We start from the raw sequence: 15,451 nt of genomic DNA, 5'->3' as shown, positions 1-15,451 counted from the left end.
ATGAGACCGGAATTCGACATCTATGGGATCTATCTACCGAGCCTCGCGGTGCTGGCATTGGGTGCCTATTTCGCAAACTCGCTGATGCAGCGTCTGCTCGCACGCGTGCGATTTTATCGTTTTGTGTGGCACAGACCTTTGTTTGATGCCGCCATGTATTTTTGCATTCTCGGCGCAAGCGCCGTTATCTTGAACGGAATACCACTATGAAGAAGCTTTTCGCACATTCCGGCCGGGTCTTCCTAACCCTCGTCATGGTTACAATGGCAGGGCTTCTCGGCTGGCATCTATGGGATTATTATATGAATGCGCCGTGGACGCGTGATGGTAAAATCCGCGCGGACGTTGTGCGTCTTGCGCCCGATGTTTCGGGTCTCGTCACCGAAGTGCTGGTCCATGACAATCAGGACGTCAAAAAGGGCGATGTGATTTTCCGCATTGATCAGGCACGCTACAAGCTCGCATTGCAGCAGGCGCAGGCAAAACTGGCCAGCAGCAAGGCAGCACTCGACATGGCAAACCGTGATTTGTCTCGTTATCACAAACTCAATGATACGACTGTTACGCAACAGAAGATGGAGCAGATCGAAACCACGACAATGCAAGCCGAGGCCACCTATCGCCAGGCAGAGCTTGATCGTGACTTGGCCGCGCTTAATCTTGACCGTTCGTCGGTAAAAGCGCCGGTGAATGGTGTCATCACCAATTTCTCGCTCCAGCCCGGTGATTATGTAACGGCCGGTTCTGCGGTGACTGCGCTAGTCGATACGGACTCATTTTATGTCTCCGGCTATTTTGAGGAAAACAAGCTTGAACGCATCAAAATTGGCGATCCTGTTGTCATCGATGTGATGGGCAGCAAGGTGCAGCTCAAAGGCAAGGTCGAAGGTATTGCAGGCGGAATCGAGGATCGTGAGCGCACTGATTCCTCCAGCCTGCTCGCCAATGTTTCACCGACATTCAATTGGGTGCGTTTGGCGCAGCGTGTTCCGGTGCGCGTGAAGCTTGAAGATGTGCCGGAAGGCGTGCATCTGGTGGCTGGCCGCACCGTCAGCGTGTCTGTGGTGAACTGAAACATATGAAAGCCCGGCTATTTTGTCCGGGCTTTTTTCATGATAGCCATTTTTTATAAAAACGCGGGGCTTGAACAATGCAAGTGTTGGTGGTCCAGAATTATTCCGATTCAGGTCTGGGGCAGATTGAGCCGATCCTGATTGAAGCGGGTTACGGAATTGATATCAGGCATGCCTATAATGGCGATACCCTTCCCGCAGATGATAGTCAGCATAACGCTCTGATCGTACTAGGCGGCGAGCAGAACGCTCTTGCCGATAGCGATTACCCTTATTTCCCTGATCTGCTCAATCTCATTCGGGCGTTTGGCGATAAAGACAAGGCGGTTTTAGGCATTTGCCTTGGCAGCCAGCTTATCGCGCGCGCTTATGGCGGTGAAAATATTCTCAACCGCCCGATGGAATTTGGCTGGCATAAGGTCTTGCTGACAGAGAACGGAAAAAGTGATCCGGTTATGTCTGCCGCGGGAGCCGCTTTCCCTATTTTCCACTGGCATCGTGATACTTTTTCTCTGCCTGATGGCGCGGTTCATATGGCAAGCAGCGACATGACGGTCAATCAGGCTTACAGGATCGGGCGTGCGACTTATGGCACCCAGTTTCACTTCGAGGCCGACACCAAGCTCGTCTCGGAATGGAGTGCATCTTTACGTGAGATGATTGCCGGTTTCGATTCTCAATGGGCAGCTGAACTTCCAGGAAATCTACAACTCTCAGGCGTCGCTGCCGACCGGGCGGGGGCTGCTCTGGCACGGGCATGGGTTGGTCTGATCTGATAAATCGTTGCCACTTTGCCACAGGTGAAAACCATTTGGGATTTTCGGTCTGAAAGCAACAATTGTAACTTGGACGTTCAGTTGCGGGTAACTTTTTTCAGGTGTAACTGAGGCCACGCTCCGGGTGGCAAATGGTCGGACAAGGTGTAAATCTTGCCCATTATGAAAGCTCGGTCTCCGACTGTCCGGTAACCTGTCCAAAGAGTTTTCGATTATGACTGCTAAGCATGCTGCACTTCTCACAGTTCTGATGGTTTCTGCGATCGTGTTCATGGCAGTTGGCATTTTTACCGTCGATGCTGGTAACAGCATGACCTCGACTGACGGTTACGGTATTTCCAGCGCGCGTTAAACGTTGCTACTAGCGGCTGGACCTGCCGCTTCCAGAAAGCGCTTTTCCGGGCCATCGATGACGATGGCCGACAGCTTTCCGTTTTTCCATGCATATGTGTCGAGATTGACCCGATTGGGCTGAACATCGACAACGCGTTGTGGCGTATGGCCGTGGATAATCACCTTGTCTAGTGGGTCGGTCCATTTCAGAAACAATGTTCTGATCCACATCAGGTCATCACGGTCCTGCGCATCAAGCGGCACCACCGGGTTCACGCCCGCATGGCAGAAAAAGAAGTCTCCGAAACTTAACCAAGAAGGCATCGAGCGGATATAGTCGATATGCGTCTGCGGAATTGCGTCCAGTAGCTTTGGATAAGCTGCTTTCGCCGATGTGGGGTCGGTGTAATCGACCTCTACACCGTATGACCGTGCGGTGTCGCTGCCGCCATGCAGTGCAAAAATGCCATTTGTATCGCCGGTTGCAAGATAATGTAGAAATCCATCATCATGATTGCCGATGAGCGCGAGAATGCGCGGATCATGCGTTGAGGCATGGATCAGAAAATCCAGAACGCCTTTCGAATCCGGTCCCCGGTCGATGTAGTCTCCTAGGTGAATGATGCGCCAGTCATGTGCAGGATTGTGGTCGAGGTCGGCGCGGATCAGCCCATGCATATCCTGCAAGAGATCGAGACGACCATGCACATCGCCAATGGCATAAAGCCGGATACCTTCCGGCCCTTTTGCGTCCTGTAGGGTCATGCCACTCATAAATCGCCGCTCTCTTTCACATCTTTTCCAGCCCGCTGCCGATAGCGCAATCGCGATACGCGTTCACGCTCGTCGTTGAGTTCGCGGTCATTGGTTGCCTGTTCGACAAAGCGGATATGTTTCTGCACCGCTTCGCGTGCGGCTTGCGGGTTGCCCGCAATCACCGCGTCGTAAATGGCGCGATGCTGTGACAGCAGCATGTCAGCCACGCCGGGATAGCTGTAAATCAGGCTGCGATTGTAGAAAACGCCATCTTTGAGCAGCTGATAGCAGGAACGCAATGTGTGTAGCAGCACAATATTGTGCGCGGCTTCGCCAATCGCATTGTGAAACTCGACATCAAGCTGTGCGCCTTTATCCAGATCACTGGCGCTGTTGGCCTCTTCCATCGCGGCCATGATTTCAGCAAGGAGTGCCTTGTCGGCTGACGTGGCGCGCAGCGCTGCATATTCGGCAGTCACGCTTTCAATCTCACGACGATATTCGAGATAGTCGGTTGTCGCTTTTCGATGCTCGCTGAAAAGCCTGACAACAGGGGGGCTGAAAACCTGACCGATGACATCGGCCACGAAAGTTCCACCGCCGTGCTTAGAGGTGAGAAGACCAGCATTTTCGAGCCGTTTGAGCGCATCACGCAGAATAGGGCGCGAGATATCGAATTGACGTGCCAGTTCCCGTTCGCCCGGAAGTCTGTCGCCACCGCGCAAAACACCTTCAAGAATCAGGCTCTCGATCTGATGCACAACATCGTCTGCCGTACGGCTTGCCTGAATGCGGGAAAACACTGGTTCGGTCATGGTCGCAAACTAGCCCCAAGAAAAGGTTACGGCAACGTTTCTCTGAAACGCTTAAACAAAAACCCCGGAAACAAAGCTTCCGGGGTTTGTTACACAGTTGCGGCCTGTAATCAGGCCTTCTTGCGCTTGCGGCCAGAAACGAAAACCACAATACCAGCAACGAGGCCGTACATCGCCCATTTGAAGGGCAGGACATCTGCGGTTTCGCTACGGATCGGAAGAACCGTGACGGTGCCGGGGCGGCTTTCAAAGCCTGTTTTCCCTTCAGCTTTTGCCTGTTCGATCTGCTGTGGAGAGACGACCCATTCAGCACCACGCGACTTGTCGTAATACATGAAGCCGCAGCCAACAATGACGGCGACGACGAGTGCGAGAATAAGGCGGGGAGCGGTGTTCATTTTGATTCCTTGGATTATTTTCCTCAATATTACCTGATGCCTGGGAGGCTGACCGGGTTCATACGCAATCACGGCTGCCACGTCTATTCCTTAGCCAAGCCTTGTGGAGAACTCCCGCTTTCCCAGTAAGGCACTGGTCCATAAAGATCAGCCAGATAGTCGATGAAGAGGCGCACTTTAGCAGGCAGGAACTGCTTGGAAGGGTAAACTGCGTGGATTGCGACATTTCGCGACGCGGCATAGTCGGGCAGCACCTGCACAAGCTTTCCGGCGGCAATATCTGGTCCCACGTCCCATGTCGAGCGTTGCGCAATGCCAAGACCGGCCAACACGGCTTCGCGCACCAGTTCGCTCGAATTGGTCTGCAGCGGGCCGACCGGGCGGATGGTGATTGGACCCTTAGGGCCTTCCAGCCGCCATGGATCGTTGTTGTGCGGTGCAAGGCAGATATGATCGGCGAGATCTTCGATTGTCTGTGGTGTGCCGCGCTCAGTAATATAAGCGGGTGAGGCCACGAGAATTCGACGCACGGGTGCGAGACGGCGGGCGACAAGGGTTGAGTCAGAGAGTTCGCCAATGCGGATCGCTAGGTCATAACCGTCGCCGACAATATCCACCATTTCGTCCGAAAGCTGCATATTGACGGTGAGGTCGGAATTGGCGCGCATGAATGGCACCAGATAAGGCGCGATATGCATACGTCCGAAAGTGGTGGGAGCCGAGATTTTCAGCGTCCCGCGCGCATCGGCTGACCGGCGGGCGACAAAGGCTTCCGCCTCTTCGATATTGCCGAGAATGCCAAGAACGCGCTCATGATAGCCTTGACCTGCTTCGGTGAGTGCAATCTGACGCGTTGTGCGCTGGAGCAAGCGGGTGCCAAGCCGCTCTTCAAGCCGACCGAGCCGCTTGGAAACCACAGCAGGCGACAGGCCGAGATCACGCGCTGCTGCAGACATGCTGCCGGTTGCGACAACGCGTGCGAAAATCTCCATATCGGCCAGACTGCTCATCATGATAGTTTCAAATCCTCCCCGACAGCTTTATGTGCTGACCCCATCTAGCCGAGGCTTTGTCGGGATCGCAAGGCGATTATGCCGCAGTGTCAAAACTGTTTCGCCATAGGCATGATTGGTAAAATTAGTTTACCAGTTATGTGAAGTCGCTGGGAGGCGGAGGAATATATGAGCGGATTGATCATGCCGGAGCCGGATGCAGCCGTCTTGCAAAGACGGGCCAGCATCGTTGCCGACTTGCGCAATATCGTGCCGGGTGAGGGCGTTGTCGATACTGTTAATGCGATGCGTGTGTTTGAAAGCGATGGGCTGACAGCACATCGTTCTCTGCCGCTGGTCGTTGTCCTGCCCGAAACCGTCGATCAAGTCTCAGATGTTCTGCGCTATTGTCATGACAATGGCATTCGCGTGGTGCCGCGCGGAGCTGGCACATCGCTGTCCGGCGGTTCGATGCCGCTGGCTGATGCTGTGCTGCTTGGCATGTCGCGCTTCAATCGTATTCTTGAAATCGATTATCCCAATCGCGTTGCAGTCGTACAGCCGGGGGTAACGAATCTCGGCATTACAAAAGCTGTTGAGCATGAAGGTTTTTACTATGCGCCGGATCCATCCTCGCAGATTGCCTGCTCGATAGGCGGAAATGTTGCGGAGAATGCTGGTGGCGTGCATTGCCTGAAATATGGTCTCACCGCCAACAACGTGCTTGGCATTGAAATGGTGCTGATAACTGGCGAAGTCTTGCGCCTTGGCGGCAAGCATCTGGATAGCGAAGGTTATGATCTTCTGGGGCTGATGACCGGCTCGGAAGGTCTGCTTGGGGTGGTGACGGAAATCACCGTTCGCATTCTGCAAAAGCCTGAAACCGCGCGTGCTGTCATGGTCGGCTTTCCATCAAGTGAACAGGCGGGGCAATGCGTGGCGGATATTATCGGTGCAGGGATCATTCCGGGTGGCATGGAAATGATGGACCGGCCTGCCATTCGCGCAGCTGAAGACTTTGTTCGTGTCGGCTATCCGCTTGATGTTGAGGCACTGCTGATCGTCGAACTCGATGGGCCGCCGATTGAAGTTGACCATTTGATCGGAGCGGTCGAGGGCATAGCACTTAAAAATGGCTCGACCACCTGCATCCTGTCGCAGTCGGAAGAACAGCGACTGGCTTTCTGGGCGGGCCGTAAAGCTGCTTTCCCGGCGGTGGGGCGTATTTCGCCGGATTATCTCTGTATGGATGGGACCATTCCACGCAAAGAACTGCCGCGTGTTTTGTCCGGCATGCGCGAGTTATCCGAAAAATACGGGCTTCGCGTTGCCAATGTGTTTCATGCAGGTGATGGCAATCTGCATCCGCTGATCCTCTATGATGCAAATATTCCCGGCGAGCTGGAGGCTGCGGAAGATTTCGGCGCCGATATCTTACGTCTTTGCGTGAAGGTTGGCGGCGTGCTGACGGGCGAGCATGGCGTGGGTATCGAAAAGCGCGATCTCATGCCGGAGATGTTCAACGAAATCGATCTCGACCAGCAGATGCGTGTGAAATGTGCGTTTGATGCGAAGCACCTGCTCAATCCCGGCAAAGTCTTTCCGCAATTGCGCCGCTGTGCTGAGCTTGGTCGTATGCATGTGCATCGCGGCGAGCTGGCCTTCCCCGACCTTCCGCGTTTCTAAGCTGTGGTTATGAAAATGACTGATGTGAATATTCTAAAACCGCAGGATGAATCGGGTGTCGTCGAGGCGGTCCGGTGGGCACTCGGTACGTCAACGCCGCTGGAGATTATCGGTAAAGGCTCAAAGCGTGGAATAGGTCGCCCGGTGCAGGCTGGCCATGTTCTGGATCTGTCGCAGCTTTCAGGCATAACACTTTATGAGCCGGATGAGCTGGTGCTGTCGGCGAAGGCGGGTACACCTGTTGCCGAAATTGAAAAATTGCTGGCGGCAAGCCACCAATGCTTTCATTTTGAACCGATGGATTATGGTCCGCTGCTTACCGGTGAAGCAGGTCGCGGCACAATTGGCGGTGTGTTGGCTGCCAATCTGTCGGGGCCACGTCGGCTGAAGGCGGGCGCTGCGCGCGATCATATCCTTGGCGTGCGGGTGGTTTCGGGCCGCGGCGAATTGTTCAAATCCGGCGGGCGTGTCGTCAAGAATGTCACCGGCTACGATCTTTCCAAAGGCATGGCCAATTCCTGGGGTACGCTGGGTGTGGCAACGGAAGTTACATTCAAAGTGCTGCCCAAGCCTGAGACTTCTGTGACGCTTGCTGTTCGCGGTCTGGATGACGAACAGGCTGCTCGCGTCATGGCTATGGCGATGGGATCGCGCGAAGAAGTGGCATCGAGTGCTCATTTGCCGCCCACTGTCGCCAATCGCTTTCTCGACGGCAAGCTTGGTTGGGAAGCCGCAACCATTCTGAGGCTGGAAGGCTGTGCGCCATCCGTCGCACATCGGAGTAGGCAATTACAGGCTCTACTTGGGCGGGCAAGCGCAATCGACGTGATTGATGAGCCTCAATCGACACAGCTTTGGACAGAAGTTCGCGATGTGCTGCCCTATGCGCAGGCTGGTGATAATCGTGTGGTCTGGCGTGTTTCAATGGCACCGTTGCAAGGCTGGCGCATGATTGACGAGTTTCGCCGCCATGCAGGCGTCGATGCCTATTATGATTGGCAAGGTGGTTTGATCTGGATGCGGATGGAAGCCGAGCCGGAAGCAGGCACGCTGCGGAAGCTGATCGCCAAATATGGCGGCGGTCATGCAACGCTGATACGCGCACCGGAATTTGTTCGGGCCAATACGGACGTATTTGAGCCGCAACCGGCAGCGCTTGCAGCACTTTCACAGCGGCTGAAACATCAGTTTGATCCGGAGAACATTCTTAATCCGGGACGTATGTATCCTGAGCAGGCGGGAGCGTGAGCCATGCAGACCCATTTCAGCCCCGAACAATTGCTCGATCCGGGTGTGAGCGAATCCGATAAAATCCTGCGTAAATGCGTGCATTGCGGCTTCTGCACAGCGACCTGCCCGACCTATGTGACGCTTGGCAATGAACTTGATAGCCCGCGCGGACGCATTTATCTTATCAAGGATATGCTCGAAAACGGACGTCCGGCGGATGAAGAAGTCGTGCGCCACGTTGATCGCTGTCTGTCTTGCCTTTCCTGCATGAGCACCTGTCCGTCGGGCGTCAATTATATGCATCTGGTCGATCATGCGCGTGCGCATATCGAAAAGACCTATAAGCGTCCATTTATGAACCGCTTTCTGCGCGGGATGCTGGCGCAGGTTCTGCCCTATCCGGGCCGGTTTCGGATGGCACTCAAGCTCGCCAAACTTGGGCGGCCCTTGGCGCCACTGATGCGGAAAAACGCGAGCCTGAAGCCTATCGCAGCCATGCTCGAACTCGCACCGCAAAATCTTCCCGCCAAAGCTGATCCTCTACCAATAAGTGTGGCCAAGGGCGAAAAGCGCGGGCGTGTTGCGATCCTGAATGGCTGCGCGCAACCCGTGCTTAATCCCGGCATCAATGCCGCAACACTGAGATTGCTCAATCGGTTTGGCATTGAAGTGGTGGCACCAAAGGATGAAGGCTGCTGTGGTTCACTCGTGCACCATATGGGACGCGAAGAACAGGCGCTTGATCAGGCACGGCACAATGTCGATGTCTGGACGCGGGAGATTGAAGCTGGCGGTCTTGATGCGATTATCGTGACAGCGTCGGGCTGTGGAACGACGATCAAGGATTATGGTTATATGCTGCGGCTCGACCCGGCCTATAAGGATAAGGCTGCGCTTGTATCATCGCTCGCCAAGGATATTACCGAATATCTGACAACCATCACACTGCCGCAGCCCGAAGAGCCGAAGGTGCTGACGGTTGCCTATCATTCGGCTTGCTCGATGCAACATGGCCAGAAGATTGTGCGTCAGCCGAAAGACCTGCTTTCAAAAGCGGGTTTCACAGTGAAAGAGCCATTGGAAGGCCATCTTTGCTGCGGTTCTGCGGGCACCTATAATATTATGCAGCCGGAGATCGCGACCAAACTTCGCGATCGCAAGGTCAGGAATATTGAGGCGACCGGAGCCGACCTGATTGCGACCGGCAATATTGGTTGTATGACGCAGATTGCAACAGGCAGTAAGTTGCCGATTGTGCACACGATTGAATTGCTGGACTGGGCCTATGGCGGGCCAAAGCCTATTGTGCTTTCAGGTTCCAGCCTTCACTGATCGGGCATGTTTGAGCGGAAAGCCCTTGAAGCTTTTCGTTTCCTTCAGCACGAAAGTCGTCTGCATTTCCTTGATACGGGGCAGACGGCGCAGCGTTGACATGGCAAAATCGGCATAGGTATCGAGATCGTGCGATAGGACTTGCAGCAGAAAGTCTGCGTCACCAGCAATGCTGTAACAGGTGATGACTTCATCAAGGCCCATCAGTTCAGCCGCAAATTGCTCGGCTTCCGCTTCACTGTGACTATCAATTTTGATGCGGACAAATGCCAGCACGCCAAGCCCAATTGCCTTGCGATCCAGCGTGGCGCGATAACCCTGTATCACGCCGTCTTCCTCCAGTTTGCGAACTTTGCGCCAGCTTGGAGACGTAGGCATGCCGACCTGATCCGCGAGGGCCTGATTTGTGAGGCGACCGTCACCCTGTAATGCTTCGAGAATCCTGATGTCAGATGGATCGAGCGTGTTCATATGAATTTACCTTAAAATCGACTTATTTTGGTAAGGTCTACCATAAATCTAACCAAAGCGGGAGAGATAGGCAGGATTGCCCAGATGAAGCGGTGTATTTCTCTGTAAGAAATTTTTGTTTCAGGAGCCGTCATGCAAGAAGATCTTCGCCTCGCCATTATTGTTAATCCAGAACTACCGTTGGGGCTGATCGCCAATACAGTCGGCGCGATTTCGATTGGTCTGGGTGCGAAGCTGCCCTTCATTGCTGCCCGACAATTGGTCGATAAAATGGGCGTTGCTATCGACATAAGCTCGGATCGTCCTGTGCCAATTCTTCAGGCTGATGCTGAAACGATTCGGGCCATCGCTTTAAAAGCAGCAGGCTTTGAAGAGCGGCAGGCTGTTGTGGTCTTCCCCGCCTTTGCGCGCTCGCTGCATGTTTATACCGAGTATGAAGCCCTTTTCCCCGAAAAGGAGTTGGCGAATGAAGCAGTTGACGGGGTGGGAATCGCTGGCCCAACGAAATGGGTGCGTTCGCTAACGGGGAGTTTAAAACTTCTGCGATGAAAAAAGCCCGGCAATTTGCCGGGCTTTTCATTTCAGTTATACCACCGAGAATGTCGCTGGGTTCGGTCCGATACGACCGTCTGTCTTGTCCAGCTTGGTGATCGCGTCATGGTCGGTGCCATTGAGGCTGAAGTCGAACACTTCAAAGTTTTCCTTGATGCGTGCAGGCGTGACCGACTTTGGAATGACGATATTTCCGGTTTCGATATGCCAACGCAGGATGACCTGAGCGACTGATTTTCCATGCTTTTCAGCAATGGATTTCAGTGTTAGGTTTTCCAGAATAGTGCCCTGACCGAGTGGGCTCCAGGCTTCAGTTGCAATGTCATGCTTGCTGTGGAACAAACGCAATTCGTCCTGCTGGAACTGCGGATGAAGTTCGATCTGGTTGATAACCGGAACAACATCGCTTTCTTTCAGAACGCGCTCGAGATCAGCGGTCTGGAAATTGGATACGCCGATCGACTTCGCGCGGCCTTCTTCTTTAATCTTGATGAAAGCGCGCCATGTGTCCATGAACAGGTCTTTGGATGGCAGCGGCCAATGGATCAGATAAAGATCAACATAGTCCGTGTCGAGCTTCTTGAGACTTGCGTCAAAAGCCTTGAGCGTCGAGTCGTAACCCTGTTCTTTATTCCAGAGCTTTGTCGTCAGATAAATATCGTTGCGGGCTATGCCGGACTCTTTAATTGCCTTGCCGGTGCCTTCTTCATTGCCATAAATGGCAGCAGTATCAATGTGTCGGTAGCCTACTTTCAGCGCTTCGCTGACAGCCGTGACAGCCTCGTCATTGCCAACCTGCCAGACACCGTAACCGAGCTGTGGGATATGATTGCCGTCGTTCAGTTTTACCACCGGTACGGTCATGTTCAGTCCTTCCCTCTTGCATATATACTCTTCATTTTGCTTGCACAGCATATGGGTGTTCGCATGAAAAGTGAAAGACCTTTCGTCTGCCTTTGTGCGTTAGGGCGGACGCTTTTCCTATAAAAACGCCAAAAATTTCAATTCGATGACAAAAAGGCCGTTGTCACTTAATGCGACAACGGCCTGAATTTGCGATCCATCAAGGGTTTTAATTATCGAACGACCACGCGTGTGCCGACGGGAACGCGACCGTAAAGATCGCTTACATCTTCGTTACGCATGCGGAAACAACCCGAAGACATGGCTTTGCCAATCGTCCATGGCTGATTGGTGCCATGGATACGATAAAGCGTTGAGCCGAGATACAAGGCGCGTGCGCCAAGCGGATTGTTCACCCCGCCCTTCATCTGGGCTGGCAGGATGCGGCCCTTTTTGCGTTCGCGTTCGATCATCGTTTTGGGCGGCGTCCATGTCGGCCACTCGGCTTTGCGGCTCACCGTCTGCGTGCCTTTCCAGCCAAAGCCCTGTTTCCCGACACCAATGCCATAGCGACGCGCCTGGCCATTGCCTTCGACGAGATAAAGGAAGCGCTTGCCGGTATCGATGACAAGGGTTCCGGGCTTTTCACCGCCGGAATAAGAGACCACTTGTGGCAGGAACATTGGATCAAGATGTTGCTTCTTGCCCACAGCCTTTGCAGGGTTAGCGGCAGGACGCTGCTGGCTTACATTCTGAATGCGCGCTTCAGGCGCTTGCTTCTTTTTAACGACGGTGCGTTTTTGTGGCAGTGCAGGCTCGGTCTTAGGCAACACACGCACAGCAGGGCCGCCAAGCTGTGCGAGCCAGCGCTGTGATGTTTCATTGTCGACCCGAACCGGCGGCTGGGTTGCATAACGATCATTGGCAAAAGCCATGCTGGTCGTGACGATAGAAACGGTGATTGCCGCAATTGATCCGATTAAAAGCAGATGACGTGGTTTCATAAGCCAAATCCGTCTATTCTGCGTCCTGCATTCGCGCTGACGCTGTTGCCCTTCATATCCCTGACATGTCCTGTCAGGAGTACGAACCCGAAATTCATGAGGCTATTGTGCCGAGCAATGGAATCATAAAGGTAAATTTTGGGCCGTCTGGTTCGGCAGTCGGCTTCAAATTATGGTTGTGGTTAGCGCAAGGTTGCGCGACATGATTAAGAGAAGATGAAAGTTCAGGGGGCAGACATGAGCGATACAGTGCAGGAAAAGACTGGCTTGATCGTCAATGCAGACGGCAAAATGCGTTGTTTCTGGCCGGGCAAATTGCCTGATTATATCGCTTACCACGATAATGAATGGGGCGTGCCTGTTACGAACGATCATCGCCTGTTTGAGAAAATCTGCCTAGAAGGTTTCCAGTCCGGCCTGTCGTGGCTGACGATTCTGCGCAAGCGCGAGAACTTTCGCGCAGCCTTTGATGGCTTCGATTTCAATCGTGTCGCACTTTATGACGATAAGGATATTGAACGTCTGCTCGCTGATAAGGGCATAGTGCGTCATCGTGGTAAAATTGTTTCCACCATCAACAATGCAAATCGCGCCATTGAACTGGTGAAGGAAAAAGGCTCTCTGGCTGCTTACTTTTGGTCGTTTGAACCGGGTGCGGAGGATCGCCCTGCCGTGGTCGATTATCCGACGCTTATTGCCAATCCAACAACGGCGACCTCAACGCGTATTTCCAAAGACCTCAAAAAACGTGGTTGGTCTTTTGTCGGGCCGACAACAGTCTATGCCTTTATGCAAGCCATGGGGCTGGTGAATGACCACATCGAAGGCTGCCATTGCCGCCCTTATATTGAAGACTTAAGAACGTCGTTTGAGCGTCCTTAGGCGTTGATTGCGTTTGCATTATTTTTCTGGCAGAAAGCGGCGACAGGAGAAAAAAATGGATCTGGCGTCGCTAGCAGTCTTTGCTGGAATTTTGATGGTTGCAGCCGGTACGCCGGGTCCAAACATTGGAGCGCTGGTCGCGCGCGTTATCAGCCGTGGCCATAAGGGCGTGTTTCCCTTCATGGTCGGACTCTGGATCGGTGATGCCGTCTGGTTGTCACTCGCTGTCTGGGGGCTTTCAACGCTGGCGCAGAATTTCCACACAGTCTTTCTCGTGCTTAAATATGCTGGCCTCGTCTATCTGGCTTATCTCGCCTGGAAAATGTGGTTTGCGCCTGTTAACGATCTTACCAATGACGCAATCATCCCGCGTCGCAATGAGGCAGGCGGCCTTTTCCTGAGCGCTCTGGCGATCACGCTTGGCAATCCGAAAATCATGGTTTTCTATGTTGCCATCCTGCCGACTGTAATTGATCTAACCGGCGTTTCGATCCTCGGCTGGGGCGAATTGTTGCTGGTTATGTTCATGGTTCTGGCCGTTGTTTACAATGCATGGGTGTTGCTGGCCGTGCAGGCACGTCGCTTTTTGCGCACCCCGCGCATGGTCAAGATCGCCAACCGCACCTGCGCCGGAATGATGGCTGGCGTGGCCGTTGCCATCGCCACGCGTTAAGCGCGTCTTTTTAAAGCTCTTCCTGCACTTGCCGCACCCCGTTTGATGCGTTAGGAAACCGGCAATGAATTTGCCGGTTTTTTCTGGCGTAATATGAACAAAATCAGTGATCAGGCGGGAAAAATGGCCGACAAAGCGGACAAGATGAAGGCACGGTTGCCACGTGGGTTTGTCGATCGGGTGCCGGATGATCTGCGCGCCACCGAAAAGATGATGGCGACCATCCGTGAAGTTTACGATCTTTATGGCTTCGAGCCTGTGGAAACGCCGCTTATCGAATATACCGATGCACTCGGAAAATTCCTGCCCGATCAGGATCGTCCGAATGAAGGTGTATTCTCGTTTCAGGATGATGACGAGCAGTGGCTGTCACTGCGCTACGATCTGACGGCGCCGCTAGCGCGGTTCGTGGCGGAAAACTACGAAAGCTTGCCGAAGCCCTATCGCAGCTATCGCAATGGCTGGGTGTTCCGCAACGAAAAGCCGGGTCCAGGTCGTTTCCGCCAGTTCATGCAGTTCGATGCCGATACGGTTGGCGCGCCAAATGTCTCGGCTGATGCCGAAATGTGCATGATGATGGCCGACACGGTTGAACGCCTTGGCATTCAGCGCGGCGATTACGTGATCCGCGTCAACAACCGCAAGGTTCTCGATGGTGTGCTCGAAGCCATTGGCCTTGAAGGTGATGCGAAAGCTGGCAAGCGCCTCAACGTTTTGCGTGCCATCGACAAGCTCGACAAGTTTGGCGCTGAAGGCGTTCGTCTTTTGCTGGGCAAGGGCCGTCTTGACGAAAGCGGCGATTTCACCAAGGGCGCTGAACTGTCTGATGCGGCAGTCGAAAAGGTTCTGGCCTTCACCGCTGCGGGTGGCGCAACCGGTGCTGAAACTATCGCCAATTTGCAGGCTGTTGTTGCTGGTAACGCTAAGGGCGAAGAAGGCGTGAAAGAGCTTGCCGATATGGAAGCTCTGTTTGACGCTGGTGGCTATGAAGGTCGCGTGAAGATCGATCCTTCGGTCGTGCGTGGTCTCGAATATTATACCGGCCCTGTATTTGAAGCCGAGCTTCTGTTTGATGTCACCAACGAAGATGGCCAGAAGGTTGTGTTCGGCTCAGTTGGCGGCGGCGGTCGTTATGACGGTCTGGTTTCGCGTTTCCGTGGCGAACCCGTTCCGGCAACTGGCTTCTCCATCGGCGTTTCGCGCTTGATGACGGCGCTGAAAAATCTCGGCAAGCTTGATGTGTCCGATGTTGTTGGTCCCGTCGTCGTGCTGGTAATGGACAAGGACGCTGCAAGCCTTGGGCGCTATCAAAAGATGGTTTCTGATCTGCGTCAGGCTGGTATCCGCGCCGAAATGTATGTCGGCGGTTCCGGCATGAAGGCGCAGATGAAATATGCAGACCGTCGTGATGCGCCGTGCGTGATTATTCAAGGTTCGCAAGAGCGTGAGGCTGGCGAAGTTCAGATCAAGGATCTGATTGAAGGCAAGCGCATTTCTGCCGAGATCGAAGACAATGCAACCTGGCGCGAAAGCCGCCCGGCGCAGGTCACGGTCAAGGAAGAGGGGATCGTTGCGGCAGTGCGCGAAATCCTCGATGCGCAAGCTCGCGATCGCGCACAACAGTCGAAGTGACGG

18 protein-coding genes are annotated in these 15,451 nt (G+C 53.8%); 11 read left to right on the top strand and 7 right to left on the bottom strand.

The features are described from left to right. The 4 genes from RI570_RS12310 to RI570_RS12295 all read left to right on the top strand — a co-directional run bounded on the left by RI570_RS12310 (position 1) and on the right by RI570_RS12295 (position 2,201). Positions 1 to 210: a DUF1656 domain-containing protein gene (locus RI570_RS12310; RefSeq protein ID WP_313828835.1), complete on the top strand. Its 210-nt coding sequence runs from the start codon at positions 1 to 3 to the stop codon at positions 208 to 210. Continuing rightward, positions 207 to 1,073, top strand: coding sequence for an HlyD family secretion protein (locus RI570_RS12305; protein ID WP_313828834.1), 867 nt, complete (start codon positions 207 to 209; stop codon positions 1,071 to 1,073). Before RI570_RS12310 ends, RI570_RS12305 begins: the two co-directional genes overlap by 4 nt. 77 nt (positions 1,074 to 1,150) lie before the next feature. After that, positions 1,151 to 1,849: a type 1 glutamine amidotransferase gene (locus tag RI570_RS12300; RefSeq protein ID WP_313828833.1), complete on the top strand. Its 699-nt coding sequence runs from the start codon at positions 1,151 to 1,153 to the stop codon at positions 1,847 to 1,849. A 214-nt stretch (positions 1,850 to 2,063) separates the two neighbouring features. Beyond that, positions 2,064 to 2,201: a hypothetical protein gene (locus RI570_RS12295; RefSeq protein WP_250043203.1), complete on the top strand. Its 138-nt coding sequence runs from the start codon at positions 2,064 to 2,066 to the stop codon at positions 2,199 to 2,201. On the opposite strand, the gene RI570_RS12290 is transcribed toward RI570_RS12295, so the two are convergent. The 4 genes from RI570_RS12290 to RI570_RS12275 all read right to left on the bottom strand — a co-directional run bounded on the left by RI570_RS12290 (position 2,198) and on the right by RI570_RS12275 (position 5,164). Further along, positions 2,198 to 2,956 carry a metallophosphoesterase gene (locus RI570_RS12290; RefSeq protein ID WP_313828832.1) on the bottom strand — a complete coding sequence of 253 codons (759 nt, stop codon included), beginning with the start codon at positions 2,954 to 2,956 and terminating at the stop codon, positions 2,198 to 2,200. The genes RI570_RS12295 and RI570_RS12290 overlap by 4 nt on opposite strands. Continuing rightward, the gene (locus RI570_RS12285; RefSeq protein ID WP_313828830.1) at positions 2,953 to 3,753 is read right to left on the bottom strand and encodes an FCD domain-containing protein; all 801 of its coding nucleotides are present in this window, start codon (positions 3,751 to 3,753) and stop codon (positions 2,953 to 2,955) included. The genes RI570_RS12290 and RI570_RS12285 overlap by 4 nt, the downstream gene beginning before the upstream one ends. A 110-nt stretch (positions 3,754 to 3,863) precedes the next feature. After that, complete coding sequence (locus tag RI570_RS12280) at positions 3,864 to 4,151, bottom strand: hypothetical protein (RefSeq protein WP_313828829.1); 288 nt, start codon at positions 4,149 to 4,151, stop codon at positions 3,864 to 3,866. Between the two features lie 83 nt (positions 4,152 to 4,234). Beyond that, positions 4,235 to 5,164 (bottom strand): LysR family transcriptional regulator, encoded by a 930-nt coding sequence (locus tag RI570_RS12275; RefSeq protein ID WP_313828828.1) that lies wholly within the window; start codon positions 5,162 to 5,164, stop codon positions 4,235 to 4,237. 168 nt (positions 5,165 to 5,332) lie between these two features. Here RI570_RS12275 and RI570_RS12270 point away from each other — a divergent pair, with 168 nt between their 5' ends. From RI570_RS12270 to glcF, 3 genes are read left to right on the top strand one after another with little or no spacing between them, the layout of a single operon-like run. Next, entirely contained in the window at positions 5,333 to 6,829 is a 1,497-nt protein-coding gene (locus tag RI570_RS12270) for an FAD-linked oxidase C-terminal domain-containing protein (protein ID WP_313828827.1), read from the top strand. A gap of 15 nt (positions 6,830 to 6,844) precedes the next feature. Continuing rightward, positions 6,845 to 8,077 carry a glycolate oxidase subunit GlcE gene (glcE, locus tag RI570_RS12265; RefSeq protein ID WP_313828826.1) on the top strand — a complete coding sequence of 411 codons (1,233 nt, stop codon included), beginning with the start codon at positions 6,845 to 6,847 and terminating at the stop codon, positions 8,075 to 8,077. Positions 8,078 to 8,080: 3 nt separating this feature from the next. Further along, on the top strand, positions 8,081 to 9,391 hold the full coding sequence (gene glcF / locus RI570_RS12260; protein ID WP_313828825.1) for a glycolate oxidase subunit GlcF: 1,311 nt from the start codon (positions 8,081 to 8,083) through the stop codon (positions 9,389 to 9,391). On the opposite strand, the gene RI570_RS12255 is transcribed toward glcF, so the two are convergent. Further along, positions 9,371 to 9,862, bottom strand: a complete 492-nt coding sequence (locus RI570_RS12255; protein WP_313828824.1) for an Lrp/AsnC family transcriptional regulator — start codon at positions 9,860 to 9,862, stop codon at positions 9,371 to 9,373. The two genes, glcF and RI570_RS12255, sit on opposite strands and share 21 nt — an antisense overlap. Positions 9,863 to 9,994: 132 nt before the next feature. On the opposite strand from RI570_RS12255, the gene RI570_RS12250 reads away from it, so the two are divergent. After that, positions 9,995 to 10,411 carry a DUF2000 domain-containing protein gene (locus RI570_RS12250; protein ID WP_313828823.1) on the top strand — a complete coding sequence of 139 codons (417 nt, stop codon included), beginning with the start codon at positions 9,995 to 9,997 and terminating at the stop codon, positions 10,409 to 10,411. Between the two features lie 36 nt (positions 10,412 to 10,447). On the opposite strand, the gene RI570_RS12245 is transcribed toward RI570_RS12250, so the two are convergent. Beyond that, on the bottom strand, positions 10,448 to 11,278 hold the full coding sequence (locus tag RI570_RS12245; protein ID WP_313828822.1) for an aldo/keto reductase: 831 nt from the start codon (positions 11,276 to 11,278) through the stop codon (positions 10,448 to 10,450). Positions 11,279 to 11,490: 212 nt separating this feature from the next. After that, positions 11,491 to 12,261 (bottom strand): L,D-transpeptidase, encoded by a 771-nt coding sequence (locus tag RI570_RS12240; protein ID WP_313828821.1) that lies wholly within the window; start codon positions 12,259 to 12,261, stop codon positions 11,491 to 11,493. 237 nt (positions 12,262 to 12,498) lie between these two features. Between RI570_RS12240 and RI570_RS12235 the strand changes: the two genes are divergently transcribed. The 3 genes from RI570_RS12235 to hisS all read left to right on the top strand — a co-directional run bounded on the left by RI570_RS12235 (position 12,499) and on the right by hisS (position 15,448). Then, a complete protein-coding gene (locus RI570_RS12235) occupies positions 12,499 to 13,143 on the top strand; it encodes a DNA-3-methyladenine glycosylase I (RefSeq protein WP_313828820.1) in 645 nt (214 codons plus the stop codon). Positions 13,144 to 13,198: 55 nt separating this feature from the next. Continuing rightward, positions 13,199 to 13,816 carry a LysE family translocator gene (locus tag RI570_RS12230; RefSeq protein ID WP_313828819.1) on the top strand — a complete coding sequence of 206 codons (618 nt, stop codon included), beginning with the start codon at positions 13,199 to 13,201 and terminating at the stop codon, positions 13,814 to 13,816. A 123-nt stretch (positions 13,817 to 13,939) separates the two neighbouring features. Beyond that, the gene (gene hisS, locus RI570_RS12225; RefSeq protein ID WP_313828818.1) at positions 13,940 to 15,448 is read left to right on the top strand and encodes a histidine--tRNA ligase; all 1,509 of its coding nucleotides are present in this window, start codon (positions 13,940 to 13,942) and stop codon (positions 15,446 to 15,448) included. Positions 15,449 to 15,451 lie beyond the last annotated feature (3 nt).

The sequence above is a fragment of the Brucella pseudogrignonensis genome (assembly GCF_032190615.1).
GTDB lineage: Bacteria > Pseudomonadota > Alphaproteobacteria > Rhizobiales > Rhizobiaceae > Brucella > Brucella pseudogrignonensis_B.
The sequence above is the reverse complement of the archived record's forward strand: the minus strand, read 5'-3'. Positions and strand labels throughout refer to the sequence as shown.

Excerpts from the sequence above, each read along its gene's own strand:
- glcF (WP_313828825.1), top strand. The coding sequence starts at position 8,081 with ATGCAGACCCATTTCAGCCCCGAACAATTGCTCGATCCGGGTGTGAGC.
- RI570_RS12295 (WP_250043203.1), top strand. The coding sequence starts at position 2,064 with ATGACTGCTAAGCATGCTGCACTTCTCACAGTTCTGATGGTTTCTGCG.
- RI570_RS12305 (WP_313828834.1), top strand. The coding sequence starts at position 207 with ATGAAGAAGCTTTTCGCACATTCCGGCCGGGTCTTCCTAACCCTCGTC.
- RI570_RS12235 (WP_313828820.1), top strand. The coding sequence starts at position 12,499 with ATGAGCGATACAGTGCAGGAAAAGACTGGCTTGATCGTCAATGCAGAC.
- RI570_RS12230 (WP_313828819.1), top strand. The coding sequence starts at position 13,199 with ATGGATCTGGCGTCGCTAGCAGTCTTTGCTGGAATTTTGATGGTTGCA.
- RI570_RS12290 (WP_313828832.1), bottom strand. The coding sequence starts at position 2,956 with ATGAGTGGCATGACCCTACAGGACGCAAAAGGGCCGGAAGGTATCCGG.
- hisS (WP_313828818.1), top strand. The coding sequence starts at position 13,940 with ATGGCCGACAAAGCGGACAAGATGAAGGCACGGTTGCCACGTGGGTTT.
- RI570_RS12310 (WP_313828835.1), top strand. The coding sequence starts at position 1 with ATGAGACCGGAATTCGACATCTATGGGATCTATCTACCGAGCCTCGCG.
- RI570_RS12270 (WP_313828827.1), top strand. The coding sequence starts at position 5,333 with ATGAGCGGATTGATCATGCCGGAGCCGGATGCAGCCGTCTTGCAAAGA.
- RI570_RS12275 (WP_313828828.1), bottom strand. The coding sequence starts at position 5,164 with ATGATGAGCAGTCTGGCCGATATGGAGATTTTCGCACGCGTTGTCGCA.
- RI570_RS12250 (WP_313828823.1), top strand. The coding sequence starts at position 9,995 with ATGCAAGAAGATCTTCGCCTCGCCATTATTGTTAATCCAGAACTACCG.
- glcE (WP_313828826.1), top strand. The coding sequence starts at position 6,845 with ATGACTGATGTGAATATTCTAAAACCGCAGGATGAATCGGGTGTCGTC.
- RI570_RS12280 (WP_313828829.1), bottom strand. The coding sequence starts at position 4,151 with ATGAACACCGCTCCCCGCCTTATTCTCGCACTCGTCGTCGCCGTCATT.
- RI570_RS12255 (WP_313828824.1), bottom strand. The coding sequence starts at position 9,862 with ATGAACACGCTCGATCCATCTGACATCAGGATTCTCGAAGCATTACAG.
- RI570_RS12245 (WP_313828822.1), bottom strand. The coding sequence starts at position 11,278 with ATGACCGTACCGGTGGTAAAACTGAACGACGGCAATCATATCCCACAG.
- RI570_RS12240 (WP_313828821.1), bottom strand. The coding sequence starts at position 12,261 with ATGAAACCACGTCATCTGCTTTTAATCGGATCAATTGCGGCAATCACC.
- RI570_RS12285 (WP_313828830.1), bottom strand. The coding sequence starts at position 3,753 with ATGACCGAACCAGTGTTTTCCCGCATTCAGGCAAGCCGTACGGCAGAC.
- RI570_RS12300 (WP_313828833.1), top strand. The coding sequence starts at position 1,151 with ATGCAAGTGTTGGTGGTCCAGAATTATTCCGATTCAGGTCTGGGGCAG.